At 55.8% G+C, this 20,032-nt stretch carries 13 protein-coding genes; 5 read left to right on the top strand and 8 right to left on the bottom strand.

Features of this window, described 5'->3' with window-relative positions:
- Positions 1–474: 474 nt before the first annotated feature.
- Positions 475–2,202, bottom strand: a complete 1,728-nt coding sequence (locus LQZ21_RS11725) for an NAD+ synthase (protein ID WP_411044610.1) — start codon at positions 2,200–2,202, stop codon at positions 475–477.
- Positions 2,203–2,690: 488 nt separating this feature from the next.
- Here LQZ21_RS11725 and LQZ21_RS11720 point away from each other — a divergent pair, with 488 nt between their 5' ends.
- On the top strand, positions 2,691–3,551 hold the full coding sequence (locus tag LQZ21_RS11720; RefSeq protein ID WP_411044609.1) for a TIGR00282 family metallophosphoesterase: 861 nt from the start codon (positions 2,691–2,693) through the stop codon (positions 3,549–3,551).
- A 196-nt stretch (positions 3,552–3,747) separates the two neighbouring features.
- Here the strand turns inward: LQZ21_RS11720 and LQZ21_RS11715 are convergent, their stop codons facing one another.
- The gene (locus tag LQZ21_RS11715) at positions 3,748–4,206 is read right to left on the bottom strand and encodes a hypothetical protein (RefSeq protein ID WP_411044607.1); all 459 of its coding nucleotides are present in this window, start codon (positions 4,204–4,206) and stop codon (positions 3,748–3,750) included.
- A gap of 180 nt (positions 4,207–4,386) precedes the next feature.
- On the opposite strand from LQZ21_RS11715, the gene LQZ21_RS11710 reads away from it, so the two are divergent.
- Positions 4,387–5,439 (top strand): DUF4838 domain-containing protein, encoded by a 1,053-nt coding sequence (locus LQZ21_RS11710; protein WP_411044605.1) that lies wholly within the window; start codon positions 4,387–4,389, stop codon positions 5,437–5,439.
- Positions 5,440–5,516: 77 nt separating this feature from the next.
- On the opposite strand, the gene mazF is transcribed toward LQZ21_RS11710, so the two are convergent.
- On the bottom strand, positions 5,517–5,861 hold the full coding sequence (mazF, locus tag LQZ21_RS11705) for an endoribonuclease MazF (protein WP_411044603.1): 345 nt from the start codon (positions 5,859–5,861) through the stop codon (positions 5,517–5,519).
- Positions 5,855–6,091: an AbrB/MazE/SpoVT family DNA-binding domain-containing protein gene (locus LQZ21_RS11700; RefSeq protein WP_411044601.1), complete on the bottom strand. Its 237-nt coding sequence runs from the start codon at positions 6,089–6,091 to the stop codon at positions 5,855–5,857. Before LQZ21_RS11700 ends, mazF begins: the two co-directional genes overlap by 7 nt.
- A gap of 168 nt (positions 6,092–6,259) precedes the next feature.
- Between LQZ21_RS11700 and LQZ21_RS11695 the strand changes: the two genes are divergently transcribed.
- Together LQZ21_RS11695 and LQZ21_RS11690 are read left to right on the top strand one after the other, a co-directional pair.
- Positions 6,260–6,676: a hypothetical protein gene (locus LQZ21_RS11695; RefSeq protein WP_411044599.1), complete on the top strand. Its 417-nt coding sequence runs from the start codon at positions 6,260–6,262 to the stop codon at positions 6,674–6,676.
- Positions 6,677–6,688: 12 nt separating this feature from the next.
- The gene (locus LQZ21_RS11690) at positions 6,689–11,620 is read left to right on the top strand and encodes a DUF4132 domain-containing protein (protein ID WP_411044597.1); all 4,932 of its coding nucleotides are present in this window, start codon (positions 6,689–6,691) and stop codon (positions 11,618–11,620) included.
- Between the two features lie 109 nt (positions 11,621–11,729).
- Here LQZ21_RS11690 and LQZ21_RS11685 read toward each other — a convergent pair whose 3' ends face one another.
- Together LQZ21_RS11685 and LQZ21_RS11680 are read right to left on the bottom strand one after the other, a co-directional pair.
- Positions 11,730–13,664 carry a hypothetical protein gene (locus LQZ21_RS11685; RefSeq protein ID WP_411044596.1) on the bottom strand — a complete coding sequence of 645 codons (1,935 nt, stop codon included), beginning with the start codon at positions 13,662–13,664 and terminating at the stop codon, positions 11,730–11,732.
- Positions 13,661–16,486: a DEAD/DEAH box helicase gene (locus LQZ21_RS11680; protein WP_411044594.1), complete on the bottom strand. Its 2,826-nt coding sequence runs from the start codon at positions 16,484–16,486 to the stop codon at positions 13,661–13,663. Before LQZ21_RS11680 ends, LQZ21_RS11685 begins: the two co-directional genes overlap by 4 nt.
- Before the next feature lie 21 nt (positions 16,487–16,507).
- Here LQZ21_RS11680 and LQZ21_RS11675 point away from each other — a divergent pair, with 21 nt between their 5' ends.
- A complete protein-coding gene (locus LQZ21_RS11675; protein WP_411044592.1) occupies positions 16,508–16,660 on the top strand; it encodes a DUF7737 domain-containing protein in 153 nt (50 codons plus the stop codon).
- A 364-nt stretch (positions 16,661–17,024) separates the two neighbouring features.
- Here LQZ21_RS11675 and LQZ21_RS11670 read toward each other — a convergent pair whose 3' ends face one another.
- Together LQZ21_RS11670 and LQZ21_RS11665 are read right to left on the bottom strand one after the other, a co-directional pair.
- Positions 17,025–18,164, bottom strand: a complete 1,140-nt coding sequence (locus tag LQZ21_RS11670) for a tetratricopeptide repeat protein (protein ID WP_411044590.1) — start codon at positions 18,162–18,164, stop codon at positions 17,025–17,027.
- Positions 18,161–19,804 carry a LamG-like jellyroll fold domain-containing protein gene (locus tag LQZ21_RS11665; RefSeq protein ID WP_411044588.1) on the bottom strand — a complete coding sequence of 548 codons (1,644 nt, stop codon included), beginning with the start codon at positions 19,802–19,804 and terminating at the stop codon, positions 18,161–18,163. The genes LQZ21_RS11670 and LQZ21_RS11665 overlap by 4 nt, the downstream gene beginning before the upstream one ends.
- Between the last annotated feature and the right edge of the window lie 228 nt (positions 19,805–20,032).

Here is a 20,032-nt window from a genome sequence, read left to right as displayed (position 1 = left end):
CGGGCAATTCTCGGCTTTTACCCGGGATACCCCCTGGGAAACAGCCGGTACGGGGGAAAAAGCAGGCTGGGGCCGGACCGGCGGCAACCCCGCACCTGCATAGGGTGCGACACTCACTCCTATCTCCTCACTTTTCTTTATTGCAACATATCAACCGCCTCCAAACAACCCCAGCAACGCCCTCACCCCAAGCCCCCCAAAAATCACGGCGTCAAGCGAACCGCTTGACGCCGGAGACCCCGGCCCCCCCCATCCCCAGTGCCCCAGGGCAATCTTCGGCTTTTACCCGGGATACCCCCTGGGAAACAGCCGGTACGGGGGAAAAAGTAGGGTGGGGTGGCGGTGTAAACCCATAGGGGGGACCCTCTGGGGGGCCCCTATGGGTTTACAGCCGCCAGGACCCCCGACAAATTCTCCCGTACCGGTTAGATGCTTAGGTGTATCCCGGGTAAAAGTAAAAGCAGATGCCCTGGTTCACGTCTCATACACGAGCCGCGCTATCGGCATACGCCGGCCCATACCAAAGGCCCGGGGGGATACCTTGAGGACCGGCGGGGCCTGGCGGCGTTTGAATTCCGCCCGGGCCACGGTCTTGATGATCCGGGCGGTGAGTTCACCGTCCCAGCCCTGTTTGGCGATTTCCGCGCCGTTCAGGTTGTCGAAAAGGTAGAGCCGGAGGATCGCATCCAGTTCCTCGTAGGGGGGGAGGCTGTCCTGGTCCTTTTGGTTGGGGCGGAGTTCCGCCGAAGGGGGCTTGGCGATGATCGCTTCGGGGATGATCGCCGTCCCCCCCGCGGCCTGGGCCCGGGCATTGATCCGCCGGCAGAGGGCAAAAACCTCGGTCTTAAAGAGATCCCCGATGGGGGCCAGGGCGCCGGCCATGTCCCCGTAGAGGGTACAGTAGCCCATGGCAAGCTCGCTTTTATTCCCCGTGGTCAGGAGCATGGACCCGAATTTGTTGGAATAAGCCATGAGCAGGGTCCCCCGGATCCGGGCCTGAAGGTTTTCTTCCGCCAGATCAAAGGGCCGGTTTTCAAACACCTCCTCCAGGCCGGCCAAAAAGCTGGTAAAAACCGGCTCTATGGGCAGCAGGTGGAGGCATATCCCCAAATTGTCCGCTAGATCCGCCGCGTCATCCCGGGAGCCCTGGGAGGAAAACCGGGAAGGCATACTGAAACTCACCACCCGGTCCTTCCCCACGGCCTTTACCGCGAGGTAGGCCACCAGGGCCGAATCGATCCCCCCGGAAAGCCCCAGATGGGCCCGGGAAAACCCGCATTTTTTCATATAATCCCGGATACCCAAAACCAGGGCGTCTTCCAGGATGTCCAGTTCCATTTCAGTTAACCCTACGTTATAGGGGTCTTCCCCGGCATTAACCAAGGCTTTTTCCGCCGCTACAACCGCGGCAGCCGGATCCCCGGAATCCCAGGTGACCAGCTCCTCCGCAAAGGCCCGGGCGCTCGCCCGCAGGGAACAGCCCTCTCCAGGACCGGCGGGATCCGGGGCCACGATAAAGGAACGGCCGTCAAAGATGATGGAATCATTGGCCCCGACGGCGTTGATGTATATCAGGGGAATATTCCCCCGGCGGCTTATCCGTTCCGCCAGAGCCCGCCGCACCTTGAGCTTCCCCGCCACATAGGGGGACGCCGAGGGCACGCAGAGGAGGCTTATCCCCTGATCCAGGAGCTGCCGCACCGGGTCCTTCATATAGTTGGTTCCGGGGGTTTCGGTTTCCCGCCACACATCTTCGCAGATCGCCACCCCGATTCGCTCCCCCTTCAACTCAAAAACCGACCATTTCCGGGCGCTTTCAAAGTTCCGGGCCTCGTCAAACACATCGTAGGTGGGGAGCAGGGTTTTGACCTGCTCAAAAACCAGACGCCCCCGCAGGATGATGCCGTACATATTTACCAGGGCCTTCCCCACGGAATCGGGATTCCGGCCCACATACCCCACCCCCACCGCCAGGTCCGGGGGCAGTTCCCGCTGGAGGATCCGCAGGGTCCTGATGTTCATCTCCACAAAAAAATCCTGATCCAGCAGGTCCATGGGGGGATACCCCGAAATCGCCAGTTCGGGGAACAGCACCAAATCCGCCCGTTCCCCCTCCGCCCGCCGGGCAAATTCCAGAATCCTTTCCCGATTCCCGGAAAAATCCCCGATAGTCGCATTAATCTGAGCTATGGAAACACGCATATTACCAGCCTATCACAACCCCGGGCTAAACAGGAAGCCCGCTCAAGGCGTAACCGATCAATCCGGTAATTATTTAAAATAACCACGAACCACCCGAACACCACGAACTCTTGCTTCGATAGTCCGGAATTTATACCTGTATTCTCTTCTTGTTCGTGAGGTTTGTGTGGTTCGTGGTTAAAAATTCTTCTATGCTTTATCCCAGCTCATCATTGACGGAGACCGGGAAACAGTATATAAAAGGGAAAAAGAGAATTCGACCACAAAGGCGAAGAAGGCGAAGAAGGAAGGAAAAACAAGGAAAAATTATGTATTTCTTCCCTTTTTCTCCTTCTTCGCCTTTGTGGTGAATTTCTTAAATTCTGTGTATGTATATTTAGTGTTTACAAGGTACCAGGACCCTCGAAAAATCCTCCGTACCGGTGGGACGACTGGATGTATCCTCGGCAAAAAGTCAATGCTTTTGTCCTGGAGTAAAAGGGGAGCGTATGTTTTTAGTACGGACTATCATGATAGGCGATGTGGTAGGCGATCCGGGACTGGAAGTTCTGGAGGCAAAACTCCCCGGCCTTATTCGGGAATATGAGGCGGACTTTGTGGTGGTAAACGGGGAGAACGCCGCGGACGGTTTTGGCATGACCGAGCCCACCCTGACGCGCATCCTGGCCGCCGGGGCGGATGTGGTCAGTTCCGGGAATCATGTCTGGGAGAAGCGGGAATTCTGGCCCCTGTTGACCGGGGAAAAGCGCATACTGCGTCCGGCAAACTACCCCGCCGGGGCTCCGGGCCGTGGCTGGGTGGAGATAACCAAAGACCGGGAAAATACCCCCGGTTCCCCCATCCCCTGGCTGGTGATAAACCTTCAGGGCCGGGACTTCATGCCGGCCGTGGACTGTCCCTTTAGAACCTTTGACGCCATTACGGGCCTTCACGGGTATACAAGCCCCAAGGCCCATGACCCGCTTGCCCCTCCGAATTTACCGGAAATCCCTGATAAGTTGCAGCATATCCTGCTGGTCGATTTCCATGCCGAGGCCACCCGGGAGAAGGAATCCCTCGCCTTTTACCTTGACGGCAGGGCCAGCCTGGTCGTGGGAACCCATACCCACGTCCAGACCGCGGACGAACGGATCCTGCCCCAGGGCACCGCCTATATCACGGACCTGGGCATGACCGGCGCCGGAAACGGAATTATTGGGATGGACACCCAGATCTGCCTTAACCGGGCCAGAACCCAGGTCACCTACCGGATGGAATGTGCCAAGGGCCCCCCCGTAATCCAGGGCGTTGTCGCGGAGATAGATCGGGAAACCGGGAAAGCGGTTTCCATCAAACGGATTAACCGGTAAAGAGAAATTAACCACTAAAGAGATCAACCACAAAGGCGAAGAAGGAAAAAAGGGAGGAGGGAGGAGATAGGAGATAAAAGTGAAGAGTGAAGAGTGAAGAGTTATAACTCAGGGTCCGAACATCTTTTTTGGTTTGAAACGTTTTCTTGTTCGTGTGGTTCGTGGTAATCCTATTCTTCCTGGGTAACATACGTGGTTATGAATCGGTAGGCTTGGTTAAAAAGGGAAGCAATTTTTTTCCCTCCTTGTCTGTTTCCGCCAGCAGATCCGTCGCGGGTTCCGGGGCCTGGGGATCGCCGGTGTGGTAGCGGATTGCCAGCAGGGGCGGTTGATAGGCCAGTAGTTTTTTCCACCACCGTTTTTCAAGACGAAGCTCCGCCGAGAGGATCCGGTCATGGGGGATAAAGATCGTTTTCTCCTGGGGAGCCTCGCCGCCGGTGGTTATCCTGGACAGGGCCTGGATCCACCCTTCGTGGGGAAAGTGGTGAAACCGGAAACCACCCTCGGTGGCGATGAGGAGCCCCCAGAGGGGATAGGGATAATCGGGCCACCCCGAAAGGTATCGCCCCAAAACAAAGGCATGGACCTTTTCCCCATACCGTTTTTCATATTCCACCCAAAATTCCGTTCGGCTTTGCTCTTTTTTTTTCGCCATCCCTCTCTCCAAAACTGACGGTAACCGCATCCATAAAGGAACTTGCGCCATCCAAAAACGCAAGGCGGCTTTGAAACCGGCTTAAAAACCTCAATTTTTCAAAATTTTGGCCCTGCCGAACCATCGAATTTTGAAAACTCCCTTCTATATTAAATCACAAATATATACTAGTATCAATTCATGATCACCCTGGATGTTTCCAAGGATTGGACCATACTCCTCCCCTTTCCGGTTAAGGCTGCGCGGGTCATGGGGGAAGAATTGTCCCGGTGTATCCATGTGCTCCGAAAAGCCGGGGCCCCTGCCTTGGGCGCCCCCCCGGTGGCGGATGCTTTGGGTCCTTCCCCGGCGGATTCCGTTCCTGTCGTGATGCTCCACTGTGCGGAGAATGGGGGGGAGAAAAACGGCTTTGTGTGGCGGGCCGGCCAGGATCGGATTGAACTATTCGGTGATTCCCCCCGGGGGCTCTGTAACGGGGTGTACGATTTTCTTAAGGCCCTGGGTTTTGGCTGGCCGAAACCCGGCGTGGAAGAAACGCCCCGGGCGGATCCGGCCCAGCCGTGCTTGTTCCCCCTGGAGAAAACCCAGGGCCATGCCCCATCCCAGGCGATCCCGGCGCAGCGGCGGATGCTCCTTTCAGGGAACCGGAAAAACCAGGAAGCCCTGATCCCCTGGGCCGCCCGGAACCGGATCGATGCGCTGGTGGTTCCCCTGGAACCGGGGCGCCTGTTTTTCCCCAAAAAGATCGCTCCTCCCGGATCCCCGGGGGAACTGTTCCGTTCCCTGGCCGCTCAATACGCCCTGTTCCCGGAATTGGGGGGCTGGGTACTTTCCCGTCTGGTACCCCGGCGGTATTTTCTTTTTCACCGGGATTTTTTCCGTATGACCGGGGGAAAACGGGTTAAGGACTACAATTTTTGTCCTACCAGCCCTGAAACGATCCGGCTCATCCGGGAGGAGGCGGCAATTCTTTTCCGATCCCATCCGGAAGTCCGGGTGTTTCACCTGTGGCCTGACCGGGGCAATGAAAAAACCTGGTGCGCCTGCCCTACCTGCCGGGCCTTTACCCCGGAAGAGCAGAACCGTATCGCGGTAAACGCCGCCGCCGACGTCCTGCTGAAGATAAACCCCCAGGCATGGATCTCCTATTACGAAGATTCCGATGATCCGGGAAACATAGCGGTACGTCCCAACATGTTTCCCTGCCCTGGTTTCATCCCGCCGTTAGACTAGTACCTTGTAAACACTAAAGGGCCATGCATATACAGAATTTAATTGGGACAGACCTGTTATGAAGTACCCCCGCTTTTTTATCGTTCATTTAACAATATGTTTATTTTTTCTACTACTTTTTTTATTTCTTCTTCCCTTGCTTTTACGATATATTCTATATCCCTTTTTGTCCAATCAAAACTTTTTATTTGATCAGATAATACTACCCCATTGATTTTCTCATTCTTGATTTTTACTTCGAATGGATACTGCTTTTCCTGACTGGTTATTGGACAAAATAATCCTAAATTTACTTTCCCATTATATTCTTTCGGTGAAATAACTATTGCGGGTCTTTTCCCTTTTTGTTCATGTCCTGTCTGTGGATTAAAATTTAACCAGACTATATCTCCCCGGTCAGGTATATAACTGTTGTTTACCATAGCTCATTTCCTACCGGCCCATTTGTCTCTACTTCACTATGAATATTTTTTTCATTTATATTATTTAACATTTCCGACAATTTATTTTTTTCTTTCAGTTTTATAATTATTTCCTTCCCTCTGTCCTTAATATCCACAAAAGAACCATCCTGTAAAGATAATTCCCGAACAATGGTATTGGGTATTCTTATTCCCAAACTATTACCCCATTTTCTAACGATTGTCTCCATGATTTTCGTCCTCCATAATTATAAATATATACTATGTTTATACATCTGTCAACTCGTTTGTTCAAATCCAATTCCTATCGGAACAACGCCCGAAGGCGGCTGCTTGTCCCTATTTTCCCGGTATGGTATATTGTTTATGCTTTCTACTTTTAAAAAAGGAGCCGTCTGGTGAATATTTTTGTCCGCGTCAAAGCCGCCGGTAAACGGCGGGATATGCTGGAAAAACAGCCCTGGATTGTTCCCGGCGATACGGACGCGCCGGAAAAACTCATTGAATACCTGGTGCGGGAAAATGTCCGCGCCTACAACGCCAAACCAGTGGACGCCCCTTTCTTCCGTTACCTGTCCCAACAGGAACTGGAAGACGGGGAACATACGGGCAAGATCGGATTTGGCGACAGGAAAAACGAAAAGGCCCAGGACGAAGAAGAAGCGGTGCGGAACGCCTTGCAATGTTTTGCCGACGGCATCTACCGCATTCTGGTCAACGAAACCGAAGCCCTGCCGGGTACGCGTTTCAGCCTGCAGGAAGGCGATACCGTTACCTTTATCCGGCTGGTGATGCTGGCCGGACGGCGCTTTTGACAAGGAATAACAATGGACAAAGAGACCATCATCGAAAAACTTAAAAAACAGAAGGGCCGGCCCGGAGAAATCGCAAAGGCCCTGATCGAGTACCATGAAGGGGGCTGGTACGAACGTACCCAAATCCGGAACACGCTTTCCGTCATTTTGATGAAAGGACATCCCAAAAACTGCGGTGAAATGTTTGATAACGGCCCCCGGGAACTGTTTACAGCGCTCCACGGCAAGGCCGTGGCGGACCAGCTGGGCAAGGCGGCGGAACGGCTGCACCTCTACGTTCATTCCCCCTCGATGTACCGCCGTTCTTTCAGGACCAAAGAAGTACAGCCCTATATGCTGCTGTTCATCACCATTCTGGAAAGCGTCTTTGCTTCCTGGGAAGATTTCGACCTGGTCAAGGAGTTGACCAGGCCCCGGGACAATAAGGCGCCGCACAATCAGGAGAGACCTGAGCCTTGGGTCTGCGGCAATTTGCTTGCCCTGCGCATCGACGAAGGCGATACGGAAGTCATCGCCGCGGTCAAAGAAATAATCCTGGGGGACAACAACACCACGCTCCTCTCCGACGCCATCATCAATGGTATTGTGAAAAGCGCCAACCAGGAACTTTACACGCTGCTGGAGGGGCTGCTCCTGGCGGCAAAACTCCAGGAGGGGCTGCGCCAGTCCATTCTGGAAAACGCCGACAACGGCCGGGTCGAGGCGTTTATTCGCCTGATAAAAGTTGTGATTGATAACGATCTGCTGCGCTACTCTTCGGCGGTTCGCGCCCTCGACGTGTGGATGGGCCTGGGCGAAACCTTTGAGGACCGGCGGGTGGCGGAAAAACTCCTTGCCCTGGGCTATGCGTATCTTACCGGGGCGAAGACCCTGGAGGCCGGGGCGGAAAGCCCGGACCTAACGGAAATCTACGCCGCCCTTTGGGCCGCTTCCGTCCGGGAGATGAACGACGCCCTTGCCCTAATCAATAAACTGATGGAGGGCGAAAAATACCGGAAACTTGCGGCCCTGTACTTTTTGCAGCAAACCGAGAACAGGCCCCTGCAATCCTTGACGGCCTCCCGGCTTTTGGGAGAAACGGACCTGGACGTACTTTCCCTGGTGATATACAATTATCTTGCTCCGTCGTATCTGGGCTTGTCCGACAACGTCGAAGATTTCAGGAACTCCTGCCGGCAACACGAGATTCTGGCCAATGACGAATCGCGGAACCGGCAGTTCGAGGCGCTGTTAAAGCTGCTCCCCCTGGTTCCGGCCAAGGGCCATCTTTCACAGGGCAAGCCCTTCCCCTGGTACGATCTTTCGCTTAGCCCCGCGGATCTGCTTAAGCGAATCCTTATCATCGCCGGTTATGATTTTGATCCGGACAAAACCGCCCGGCTTATTGATGTCATGCCCGGTTCGGACCCGCTCCTCCACGCCCTGTTTGTCCGCCTTTTTCTGCAAAACCCAAAGGACGAAAAAGGCCGGGCCTATGTCTTTGCCGCGCTGAACGACAAAAGCATGGGCGTCCGATACCAGGCCCTGCAAAATGTGCTGGAATGGTCAAAAAAATCCGCCTTAACGGAGGAAGAAGCAAAAACCATAGCCGGCCTGCTGGCCCTGAAAACCGGCGAGATCCGCCAAAACGCCGTCAAGATACTCCTGGGTCTGGGCGAAAAACGGCCCCTGGAAGCGGCAAAAACCCTGCTGGCGGACAAAAACGAGAACCGGCGCCTTGGGGGCCTTGATATGCTGACCCAGCTTGTCAAGGAAAAAAAGCTGGACAAAGCCGACGCCGCGGAGCTTTGCGCCCTTATGCCGAACATCACCGGCAAGGAACAGGTTCTGGTTGACGCGCTGCGCGCACAAGACGCCGGGTACGGGAAACTAAACGGATTCGGCCTCTACGATCCCGCATACACACCGGATTTTCCTTTCCCCGAACCGGACAAAAAGCATACCCTGGAACGGCTCGTCGGTTTTTCGCAGGAACGGATAAAGAAAATCTTCGACGCCCTCTGCGATCTGATCCATGAAAACCGGGACTATACCTACACAATTCACACCTATGAAGGGGATCAGGAAACTCTTCTGGGCAGCCTTGAGGGGGTCCGCCTCCGCGCCGAGGTCGATGTGCCGGGAGACCGGTCTCTTACGATGCTTGAGAAATTTGTCCTGCCGGAAGTATGGCGCGGATGGATAAAAGACAACGCCGTCAGTTTTAACGAAATCCTTCTTTTCATGTTCATGGTGGAGGTGAGAGGCTACGGCGGCCGCTATGGACCGCAGTACCAAAAATGGGTGAATCAACTTATCGGGGAACTTTTCCATGCAAAGGAGATAGGCCAGTTCATCGTCTCCTGCGGCAAGCGGGAATACGGCAAACTGGCCCTGCAGCTCATCGCCATTTTGGATGTCGAGTATCCTGAAGACGAGCGCTTCTCCCTTATTTCAGGTGTCCTGGCGGATCTTATGGCGCGGGTCCCCAAAGAAAACTGGCAAAGGGTCGTCAGTGACCGCGGGTCTTATAGCTATATGCCAAAAGACCACTTCTTTGCCGATACGAGTGAGGTGCAATTTTTTCTTGATGAACTGAAAAAGCTGACGGCTCAGGACAAACACTTTGCGGCCTATACCGGGTTTTGTTTTTCCCTGGGCCGCCTGACGGATAAATTTTACTACCACCTGGAAGCGGTAGATGTGGCCCGGGCGGTAGACTCAGGTATCCTCAAAATCGACGCGCTGTATCGAACCATGTTTCTTGCCGGCGGCAGTCATAACATCGGACGGTACGGGGGGAAAATCAGCCGGGAGGAGGACAAAAAGGCCGTTGAAAAACACCCCGTCCTGAAAAAGACCGCCGACGAAGCGGCGGCCCGGGTGATCGAAATAGAACTCCGGCGGGGGGACAGCGCCACCGAAGTAAGCGGCCTGGCCCTTACCATCAGCCGGCACGAAGGGGCGGAAACCTTCGCCAAAATCCTCGTGGCCCTGGGGACGGAAACCCTGGTCCGGGGTTACATCTACAGCGGCTACAACAGCGAGATAACCAAAAAGACCGTGCTTTCCCATCTGCTCAAGGTTTCCCACCCCAAAGCGGAGGACAACGCCGAAACCCTGCGGGCCGCCCTGGCCGGGAAGATCTCCGACAAACGCCTGATCGAGGCGGCCATGTACGCCCCCGCGTGGATAGCCATTGTGAGCGATTACTTGGGCTGGCCGGGCTTAAAAAGCGCGGTCTGGTATTTTCACGCCCATGTCAACGAGAGCTTTTCCGCGGAAAAGGAAACCGAGGTGGCCCGGTACAGTCCCATCACCCCGGAAGAATTCAACGACGGCGCCTTCGACATCGCCTGGTTCAAAGACGCGTATAGCGTCCTGGGGGAAGAACGCTTTGCCCTGGTCTACGACTGCGCCAAGTATTTGACCTCCGGGGCGAATCACCGCCGGGCGCAGCTTTTTGCCGACGCGGTTCTGGGGAAACTCGACGCGCCCGCGCTGTGGAAAGATGTCCACGAAAAACGCAGCAAGGACAAGCTCTTGAGCTATTCCCTTATCCCCCTGGAAAAAGGCCGGGAAGAAGCGGCGGCCCTGGAACGCTACGAAAACATCCAGCTTTTTTTGAAGGAGAGCAAAACCTTCGGCGCCCAGCGCCGGGCCAGCGAGGGGGCGGCCTGCGCCATTGCCCTGGAAAACCTGGGCCGCAACGCCGGTTTTTCAAACGCGTTGCGTTTTACCTGGCGCATGGAAACCCTCAAGATCGAAAGCGTCAAAAAGAATTTTGAACGCAGAGCCGTCGGCGATTACCGGGTGTTTGTACAGATAAACGAAGACGGCAGCGCCGCCCTGGTATGCGAAAAAGACGGCAAGGCCCTGGCTTCCCTTCCCGCGGCGCTGAAAAAAGATCCCTATGTTCTGGAATGTAAGGAAACCGCCGGGGCCCTCAAGGCCCAGTACAAGCGGGCCCGGGAAAATCTGGAACGGGTCATGATAAACCGCGACCTGTTCCCCTTTGGCGAAATCAAAACCCTGATGGAACATCCGGTGGTGGCGCCCCTCCTGGCCAAGCTGGTGTTTGTCTCCATCGGCGACGAGGGCAAGCCGGTATCGTCCGGGATGTTCAGCGAACTGGCGGAACGCCTTGACGACGCAAGTCCGGTGCGCGTTGCCCATCCCTTTGACCTGTACACCCTGGGAACCTGGCAGACTTACCAGCGTTACGCCTTTGAACACCAACTGGTACAGCCCTTCAAACAGATTTTCCGGGAACTCTACCTGATTAACGAGGATGAGCGGGAAGCGAAAACCGTTTCCCGCCGTTACGCGGGGCATCAGGTACAGCCGAAAAAAACCGTGGCCCTCCTCAAGGGCCGCCTCTGGACCGTGGACTACGAAGAGGGCCTCCAGCGGGTGTACTATGGGGAAAACCTCTACGTGAAACTCTACGCCGCCGCGGACTGGTTCTCCCCCGCGGACATCGAAGCGCCCACCCTGGAGACCGTGGAATTCTTTGACCGCAGGACCCATAAGGCCGTCCCGTTGGAGGAAGTCCCGCCGGTGATCTTCTCCGAGATCATGCGGGACATAGACCTGGTGGTTTCGGTCGCCCACGTCGGCGGCGTTGACCCGGAGGCCAGCCATTCCACCGTGGAAATGCGGGCCGTCATAGTGCAGGAACTGCTGCGGCTCCTCCACATTGCCAACGTCAGCGTCGAAGGCCGCCACGCGAAAATCACCGGCAAGCTGGGCGAGTACACGGTCCACCTGGGAAGCGCCCAGGTCCACAAAATGGGCCGCGGCGCGATCAACATCCTTGCCGTGCCCAGCCAGCACCGGGGCCGGGTCTTCCTCCCCTTCGCCGACGACGACCCCCGCACCGCGGAGGTCATGTCCAAGATCATCCTGCTGGCCGAAGACGGGACGATCAAGGACCCGGCGATTCTGGCCCAGATTGGGGGATAGATCTGAGGAACCTTTTATAACCACGAACGACACGAACAGACACGAACTTTTGTTTAAAATACTTTCCTGTTCGTGAGGTTTGTGTGGTTCGTGGTTAAATTTCTGCCTGTCAATCGTTCTCAAAGACCGCGATCCCGTGCCTTTTCAGGGCCTCGAAAAATTTCTTCCTGTTCTTCTCCGGCGCCACGATGAGCCCCCCTTCGGCGCGGTGAACCAGGGACCTGAGTTCCCTGTCCTGCAGCAGTTCTTCCGCGAGATCCCGGTCTGCGGGGAGCCGATAGACCAGCATATCGTCAAGGCTTGCGTCGAACAGCCCGGCGCGGTTCATCACCTTGTCAAAAAGGGCGAGCCAATGGGGCGCGGGCTTAGGATCGATGAGGGCTTTGAATTTGATCACCCGCTCCTCTATCTGGGTTTTATCGGAACATCCTTCAATAAATGAATCGGGACTTATCCGCCAGCGATCCGTACCGGAATCGGCCTGGCTTCCAAGCCGGCGGCCTATTCTGTCCAGATAGATGCTCCGTTCCAGGGAATCGCCCTGTACGGTGACCAGGAGAAGTTCTTTGTCCGCTATGGCCTGGTATTCCGTCTTCGGGGGTTCCGGGCGCTTTTTCGTTAAGGCGAGGCACCATTTGCCGAATTCGGTAACCCGGAAGGTTTTAAGGGAATCGTAGGGGGAGAGGGGCCTCTTTTTTTCGTTCTGTATGCGCCTCAGCGGCGGAGAGATCTGGGTTATCTCCAGAAGACCCAGGACGGCAAAGAGATAACAGTAGGCTTTGAAAAGCGGCGCGATCAAAAGATAGTATTCCAATCCGCCGTTGGGATAAAACTCGTCATAACGGGGAACAGAATACGTTTGTTCATCGGTTATTATTTTATCGGCCCGGTATTTCAAATACCTGGCAATATTATCGTAATAAAACGAAAAATCCTGCACGGTCCGGTAAATCTGCCGCGAAACTTTATCGGCGTCAAAGGTTCTGCCGTCCCTGGCGCAGAACAAAAGGGTATCCAGGAAGATCCTGCGGGAACGGGGCAAATCGCCCTCGTATTTAAGGAAATAATCGGAAGTTTTGGAAACATGATCGAAGAGAACATTGTACTCAAGGGAGTGACGGTCCGGCGGGTTCACGTATCCTGAGTACAGAGACTTTTCCCCAAAAAATGCGTTCACCAGGGTCTTTAGCGCGTCCAGGCTGTCTTTGGGACGGGTGATTGACATATTATGCATGGACAGGAGAAAACGCGCCGTCAAATCGGCGCTGTCGGGGACCAGATCCGCTGCCTTGGCTTCGGAGGCGGGAACATCGAAAGGCTTTAACGCCGACGACGCCCGCAGTTTTTCCGCTTCTTTTTTCTTGAACCCCCGGATGCGCCGGTAAGGCGAATCCGGCGGCTTCATGTGCCTGAACAATTCCTCCATGGCGTCGTACAGCAGGGGAAGGGAGGCGACTATACCGGCGCTGTTTTCCCAGGCGGAGCCGGAAGAATCGGCGCTGTCTGCGGCGCAGTTTTCGAGGGACAACTCGGGGGGCGCCGCCAGCCAGTCGGTCAGGATTTTTCGCACAACATAGGGGAGCACCGCAAAAGCTTCTTCGTAGTAGTTAAGTACTTTGAGGAATTTCAGGCCCAGTTTTTCATGAAAGGCCCATTTCTTTCTCCATGAATAATCGGATACGGCATGAACCAAAGAGAGGCCGAATTCGCTTTCCAGGGATTTCACGGGAACATACCAATCAAAGGCAAGGCGGTATAACAGGTTTTGCGTAAGAACCGGGAGTTTGAAAAACCATTCCCGGAAAGCTGCTTCGTTTTCAAAGCTAAAGGCCGCAGCCAAACCCATAGCCATCTCTCTTTTGTTGAAGTTTTTTGCTTTAACAGCAGAAAAAAGAGAAAAGTATTTTTTTAATTCCTCTGTGGTGTACTGCATAAGGAATTGGACAAGATCTTTAATCCGCTGCTTCCGGTCAGGAAGATCCGGCGGCGTCCGGGTTTTGATTTCCATCGCGCTTTCCATCGTACTTTTCATCGTACTTTTCATTGTCCGCCTCCCACCAGATAGGCCACGTCTTCCGGGGACAGGGATTTAAGGGAACCCGAGTCGTCGGAGAGAAGGGCGCCCGCCAAATCGGTTTTACGTTTCTGGAGTTCCATGATCCGTTCCTCGATGGTGTCCCTGGCGATGAGGCGGAAGCAGAAGACAGGATTCGACTGCCCGATGCGGTGGCTCCGGTCGATGGCCTGGGCTTCGGCGGCGCTATTCCACCAGGGATCGAGGATGAAGACATAGTCCGCCGCGGTAAGGTTGAGCCCGGTCCCGCCGGTTTTAAGGGTCATGACGAAGGCTTTAACGCCGCTGTCGGTCTGGAAGCGCCGTACCAGGGACTGCCGGTCAACGCTGGCCCCTGTCATGGTGAGGTTGGGTATGCCCATGCCGGCAAGATCCCGGCTTACCAGGTCAACCCCGGCAAGGAAGTTCGTAAAGACCAGGCACTTGTGGCCGTTTTCCGCGATTTCCGCAATCCTGTCCATCAGGTAGAGCCGCTTCGCCGATGGGCCGCCGAATTCGCCCTCGGCCTCGGGCACGCTGGCAAGGCGCCTGAGTTCCGTGAGGGCCTTGAAGATGATGATGGAGGATTTTGCCATTTCGCCTTTGGCGATGATCCCGTCGATGAGTTCCTTGTATTCCTGCCGCCTGCGGTGATAGATGGCCAGATGGGTTTCCTCAAGCTCGATAAAGGCCGTTTCCTCGGTCTTGTCCGGCAGCTCTTTGAGCACGTCCCGCTTGAGCCGCCTGAGCATAAAGGGGTAGATCCGCATCTTGAGATCTTTGAGGGCGTCCTCGTCGTTGTTGTCCTGGATGGGACGCTGGTAGCGCTGGACAAAGTTCCTTTCGGAGCCGAAAAAGCCGGGGTTGAGAAAACGGAAGAGGCTGTAGAGTTCGCCGAGGTTGTTTTCGACCGGCGTGCCGCTCAGGGCAAGACGCCGCCGGGCGTTGAGGGAGATGACCGCAGAGGCGGTCTGGGAGGAGAGGTTCTTGATGTTCTGGGATTCATCAAGGATGACATAGAAAAATTCGATGTCCCGAAAATCTTCCAGATCCCGCCTCAGGGTGGCGTAGGTACTGAGGACGATACGAAAATCGCTGCTGCCGATGATTTCCGCGGCGTCCCTTTCGAGCCCGTAATGTACCAGGTAGGGAAGCTCCGGCGCGAAACGATCCAGTTCAGCGGCCCAGTTGTACACCAGCGACTTGGGGCAGAGGATGAGGATGGGGCCCCTCTCCCCCCGCAGCTTTAACGCCCGCAGCAGGGCTATAACCTGGATGGTCTTGCCCAGGCCCATCTCGTCGGCAAGGCAGGCCCCCATGCGGTATTCCCCCAGGTAGTCGAGCCAGCGCACCCCGTACTCCTGGTAGGGCCGCAGTTCCCCGCCCTCCAGGGACCAGGGGCCGGCCCGTTCGGCGATGGTGTTGTAGTTGGTAAAGAAAGGCCGGGCTTCTTCCCAGACCTGCCCTTCAACCTGGATCAGATCGTCCTGCAAAAGCAGGGGAATGTCAAAGAATGAAAGCTCAAGCTCCTCCGCGCCCTTGATTGTGGACACCAGCCGTTCGAGACGATCCATGGTGCGCTTGTCGGGGAAGGAACGGCTCCCGTCGGCTAAGGTGACGAAGGAAGATTTCCGGTATTCGGCCATGAACCGGGCAAAGGAATAACTCTCCCCTTCGATTTCCACCTCGGCGTTTCCCGCGAAGTAATCAATGCCCGAGCCCATGCTGTTCCTGCGGCTCAGGGAAAGTTTGATCTTTGGCTTTGAGAATTTGAGTTTGTATCCCGACAGGACTTCTGTTTCGAGCAGCACGAAACGCTGCGAAAGCTCTATGATATGTTCACCGATAAAGGCTTTGGCAAAATCGGGCGCAATGATGAAGCGGCCGTTTTCTTCGTAAAACGCGGCGCTTTCGGCGCTCCGCCTCCCCCGGCCCTGTTTCCTGGTGAGAAGCTGCCGGAACTCGGCTTCCGGCTCCTCCGGGAAGATAACCTCCGCCAGGCTTACGGTTTTGCCGGTTTCGTCCATTTCGGCAACCGTTACGATCTCCTCGTTTTCCAGAAAGAGGGGCGGGTAACCCCGGAGATAGCTTATGGGCCTGATGTGGAGATAGCCGTATTTGTCGATTTCCATAAAGAGGAGAGCGGGCAGGGCCGCCGCGGGCCGCCTTGTTTTAACGGCCCATCCTTCGTAGCGGATCTCCTGGTTGGAAAAGCCGGAAACAACCAGCGATATGAACGCGGGGAGTTCCGTTTTCGCAAGCCGCGCATACACCCGTCCGGTTTCGGCCCAGCGCAGCCCAAGATCCCCCACGGGATAAATTTTTTCGCCCCAAATAACGATGCCCGGAGAGACAGCGTAAAAGAACGCCGCCTTCCCTCCGTCGCCCCTCTCTTTTTTAAGGGAAGGTTTTTGGCCTCTGGCGATGATCGTCCCTTCCTCATCACAGAGGACTATGGAAACCTCGGCCTCTTTTTCGGAAACATCCCTGATGAGAAACGCGCAGTGAAAGTCCCCCTCGGCGCGGCGGAGCTCCCTGCCCTCCGCGTTGAGCAGTATGCCGGCCTCCAGCGCCCGGTTGATGAGTTTTTCACCGGGATCGAAGAGGGTATATCCGTCTTCCGCCGCGTCAAAGTCGATGATCTCCGAAACAACAAACTCTTTTTTGAGGGCGAGGAATTCCCTGAGCAATTCCCGTTTGAGCCCGGTGTAGCGCCTGAAATCAGGAATCCGGCGCATGCCCTTTTGGCCCTGAAGCCGCATAAAGGTCCTGTTTCCCTCTCTGCCAAGAATGAAGCGGAAGTCTTCTGCCATGAAAAAATTATAAATGCGGATGTGGGAAGACCGCAAGGGGGGGACCGGGGCCGGGTGTTCCTCCCCTTCGCCGACGATGATCCCCGCAGCGCGGAAGTCATGTCCAAGATCATCCTGCTGGCCGAAGACGGGACGATCAAAGACCCGGCGATTCTGGCCCAGATTGGGGGATAGAGCTGAGGGAGCTTTTATAACCACGAACTTCACGAACGACACGAACTTTTGTTTGAAATACTTTCCTGTTCGTGAGGTTTGTGTGGTTCGTGGTTAATTACCGCGTGTGGCATTGCGGTTTTTCAAGAACCGGTCTATACTTTGTACCAGAGGATCATGGTATGTCCCAAACTAAAGGCGAATGTCCACTTGGGGGGTAGGGCGCAACAGCGTGCGCCCGCAGGGGGGGCCAGAATAGAGGTGAAGGCTGCGGAGATATGTCCGGAAAGTGGCCCCCCCTTCACCCCAACTCAGCCAGCAATTCCGCCAGCACTTCGCCTTTGTGGTTAAATTCCAGTAGTTCTTATCTGGCAATTTTTAGGTGTTACGGGGTACTAACCGGCTCATTCAGCTCAGAAATAACCGTATCCATCTTGCGCCGCAGGGCCGCCGCCAGATCCGGGTCGGCCAGGGCCTCGGCCATTTTTCGTAAATAATCCAGGGTTTCCGGCAGATCCGGAGTATTCTTGCCGGGAACCGCCTTTGGGGCTGCTTCCTCCCCGGATTCCGGAGCCGGTTCCCTCCCCTGGATCTCCTGAAGGATGCCGCTGTGCCCTTCCAGAACCGCGATAAGGTATTCCATGCTGAGCCGGGCATCGCTGCGTAAAAAGAAGCCCTTGGCCTTGGGGGGAAGCGCCTCGGTCATGCGCCGTAAATACAATATGAGTTCCAGGGCGGTTTTGGACGAAATGGATAGTTCCTTTTCTTCGGGAGGTTCCACCGGAGCCTCGGAAGTTTTGCCGTCCTCCGCATCGTCCCCGGGCTCAATAAAGAGGAATTCCGGTTCTTCATCAAACCCATTATCCGGCGCACTACCGGCCGGATCCAGATTGGCCGCGGCCTTGGTATAGTGGGGATCCGCTGCCAGGGCTTGGCGGAATTTTTGAGCCGCCTCCTCCGCTTTGTCCTCGCCGGCCAGGACCACCCCCAGGTTGTTCAGGATCACCGTATGATCGGGATGAGCCTCCAGGATTCGGACGAAGGTTTCATGGGCCTTGGGGGCAAGCCCCAGTTTAAACTGGGTGATCCCCAGCTTGTTATAGGCCGGTATATAGCCATCGTTCAGTTCCGCCACCTTGGCATAAGCCATGGATGCGGCTTTAAAATTCCCCAACCGTTCATAAACGGCGCCGATATTGTAATATAATTCGGCCTTAGTTGGATCCGTATCAATGGCATCCAGCAGGGTCCCCAGGGCATCCTGGATTTTATCCTGCCGGCCGTAGATCACCGCGAGGTTATTCCAGGCCGCTATATCCTGGGGGTCCGCCGCCAGGGCGGCAAAATCCTGCTCCGCCTCGGGTAGTTTGCCCATCCTGGCCAGGATGGTTCCCCGGAGGAACCGGGCATCCCGGTCATCCGGAGCCGCGGCAAGGTGATTTTTAAGCAGATCTTCGGCTTCCGCCACATTACCCGCCCGGACAGCGTTTTGGGCCTGGGCACATACATCGTCACAAGAACTCATTCCATCATCCTTAGGGGCCGTGCGGATACTTCCCGGGAGCATGGTCCGGGCAAAGCATCATCCGATCGATTATAAGCGGCCACTGAAAAGAAGTATAAGCTACCATTCCGTAATCCATCAAGACGGATAGTGGTCCGTTTTCCCACATTTATAGGGGACGGCCCCAGGATGGCGGCGTCGCCGAAATATTCGCCCGAGGCGCTGCCGTAATAGATCAGATAGCCGCCTATATCGGGATCGGGATTCGCCCGCCAGGAAAGGTCCACCGCCCCATCCCGGGCAATGGCGCTTACCAGGGTTGGCGGCAGGGGGGGCTCGTTGGGTTTATAGACTACCCGTATTTCGTCCAGATACGGGGTGGTTTCGCCGTCCCCGCTGGGATAAAACACCGCGGCGAGCTGGACAAACCGTCCCCGGAGACTTTCGGGAAGCTCCCCTTTCGGCGTAATGGGAAGCCATTCTGATTCGTCATTGGTCCAGCGGTAGGGGTTATTCCCGGCCCGGATAAAAAGCTGCAGGGCGGAACTGTCGGAAAAAAGGAAATTGCCCGTCCCGGTCTGCTCGTGGTAGATACGCCCGCCGGAACCAGAAGCCCCGGCGGCTGAAAATCTGCCCCCCAGGGCCTCAACCTTGAGGATATCGGCATTACGCTCCCCCAGATCCAGGGGACGGGTCTCGACGCGGCCCCCTTCCCGGGGGTAACGGGCCAGGGACGGCGTTTCGATATACCGGCTATAGGTCCTAAATTCATCCATTATTCCTGTATAATGCCCTCCCAGGACAAGCTGCCCCTCCCGGCCCATAATGGGGAGGTAGACTTCCCCCCCTTCCCTGCCCGTGGCAGTGGCGTATCCGGTCCCCTCCGGTTTCCCGTTGACTAGGTATTCCACGATTCCCGTGTCCGAATCAAAGCGGATAAGGTGGTGGCTCCAGGTTTGGGGGATCAGGGGTGCAATGGAACTAAGGGAAAGGGTCCGATGCTGGGTGTCGCCGGGATTGGAAAAAAAGTCCGTAAAGGTCCAGTGGAGCCGGTTTTTTATAAACATCCCTTCGATGCGCTGATAAACTGAAGCCCCCGAAAGGGTTTGCCGAACAGCAGTCCAGGAGAGGATCTGTTCGCCGTGATCCGCATTGAAAGGATAAAGCCAAAATTCTATGCTAAAATCTTTAACCGGCCTTCCGGGGGCCAGCAGGGCCTCTGGTTTCTGGGGAAAAATCAGCAGCCCCGGTTCCCCTTCCCCGGAAAAGTGGACCGCCCCGGTTCCTTCCTTGGCCCAGCGCCGATCCGCCGCCCGCAGGGACGGCGCAGCGCTCACCCGGTAATTTCCGGTCCGGTCGGCAAAGCGCTCAGGCCCTCCCTCGTCAAAGGAGATGATCATATCCGGGGAAGCGGCGGCCTCTGATCCGCCTTCATTCCGGAGCCTGCCCGGGGTAAGGGCCAATACCGGATTGGGCCGTATCAGGGGCACCTCGGCTACCCGGATTCGTTTTTCCACCGAATTCCAGCCCGTACCCGCCCCCAACACCAGGGTTTTCTCTCCCAGCCCATACATCCTGCCGGCGATCATAAACCCCGCCATCACCAGGCCCCAAAAAAACACCTTTTCCCCAAAACCGCCCCGGCATCCACGGAAGACCATAAGCCACACTCCCAAATTAAACCTATTACTACCTTATCGGCACGGACCAGGCCTCACTTTAAGGAACGACGCCCCCACCCAATTCGGCTGAAGCCCTCTTCCCTACCCCAACACCCGCAGGTTAGCCCTTGCCGGCGAAGCCCGGCGGGGAATTACGCCCCGCTCACTAACCTGTAGAGTCCGCGTCCACAGCCCGTGACCGGTCTGTTACCGCGGGGAATTCCAGAG

It is taken from the genome of Treponema sp. TIM-1 (assembly GCF_046533115.1).
In the GTDB taxonomy this organism is placed as follows: domain Bacteria; phylum Spirochaetota; class Spirochaetia; order Treponematales; family Breznakiellaceae; genus JAIRMO01.
Note: the sequence above shows the minus strand (reverse complement) of the source record. Positions and strands in the feature narration are given on the sequence as shown.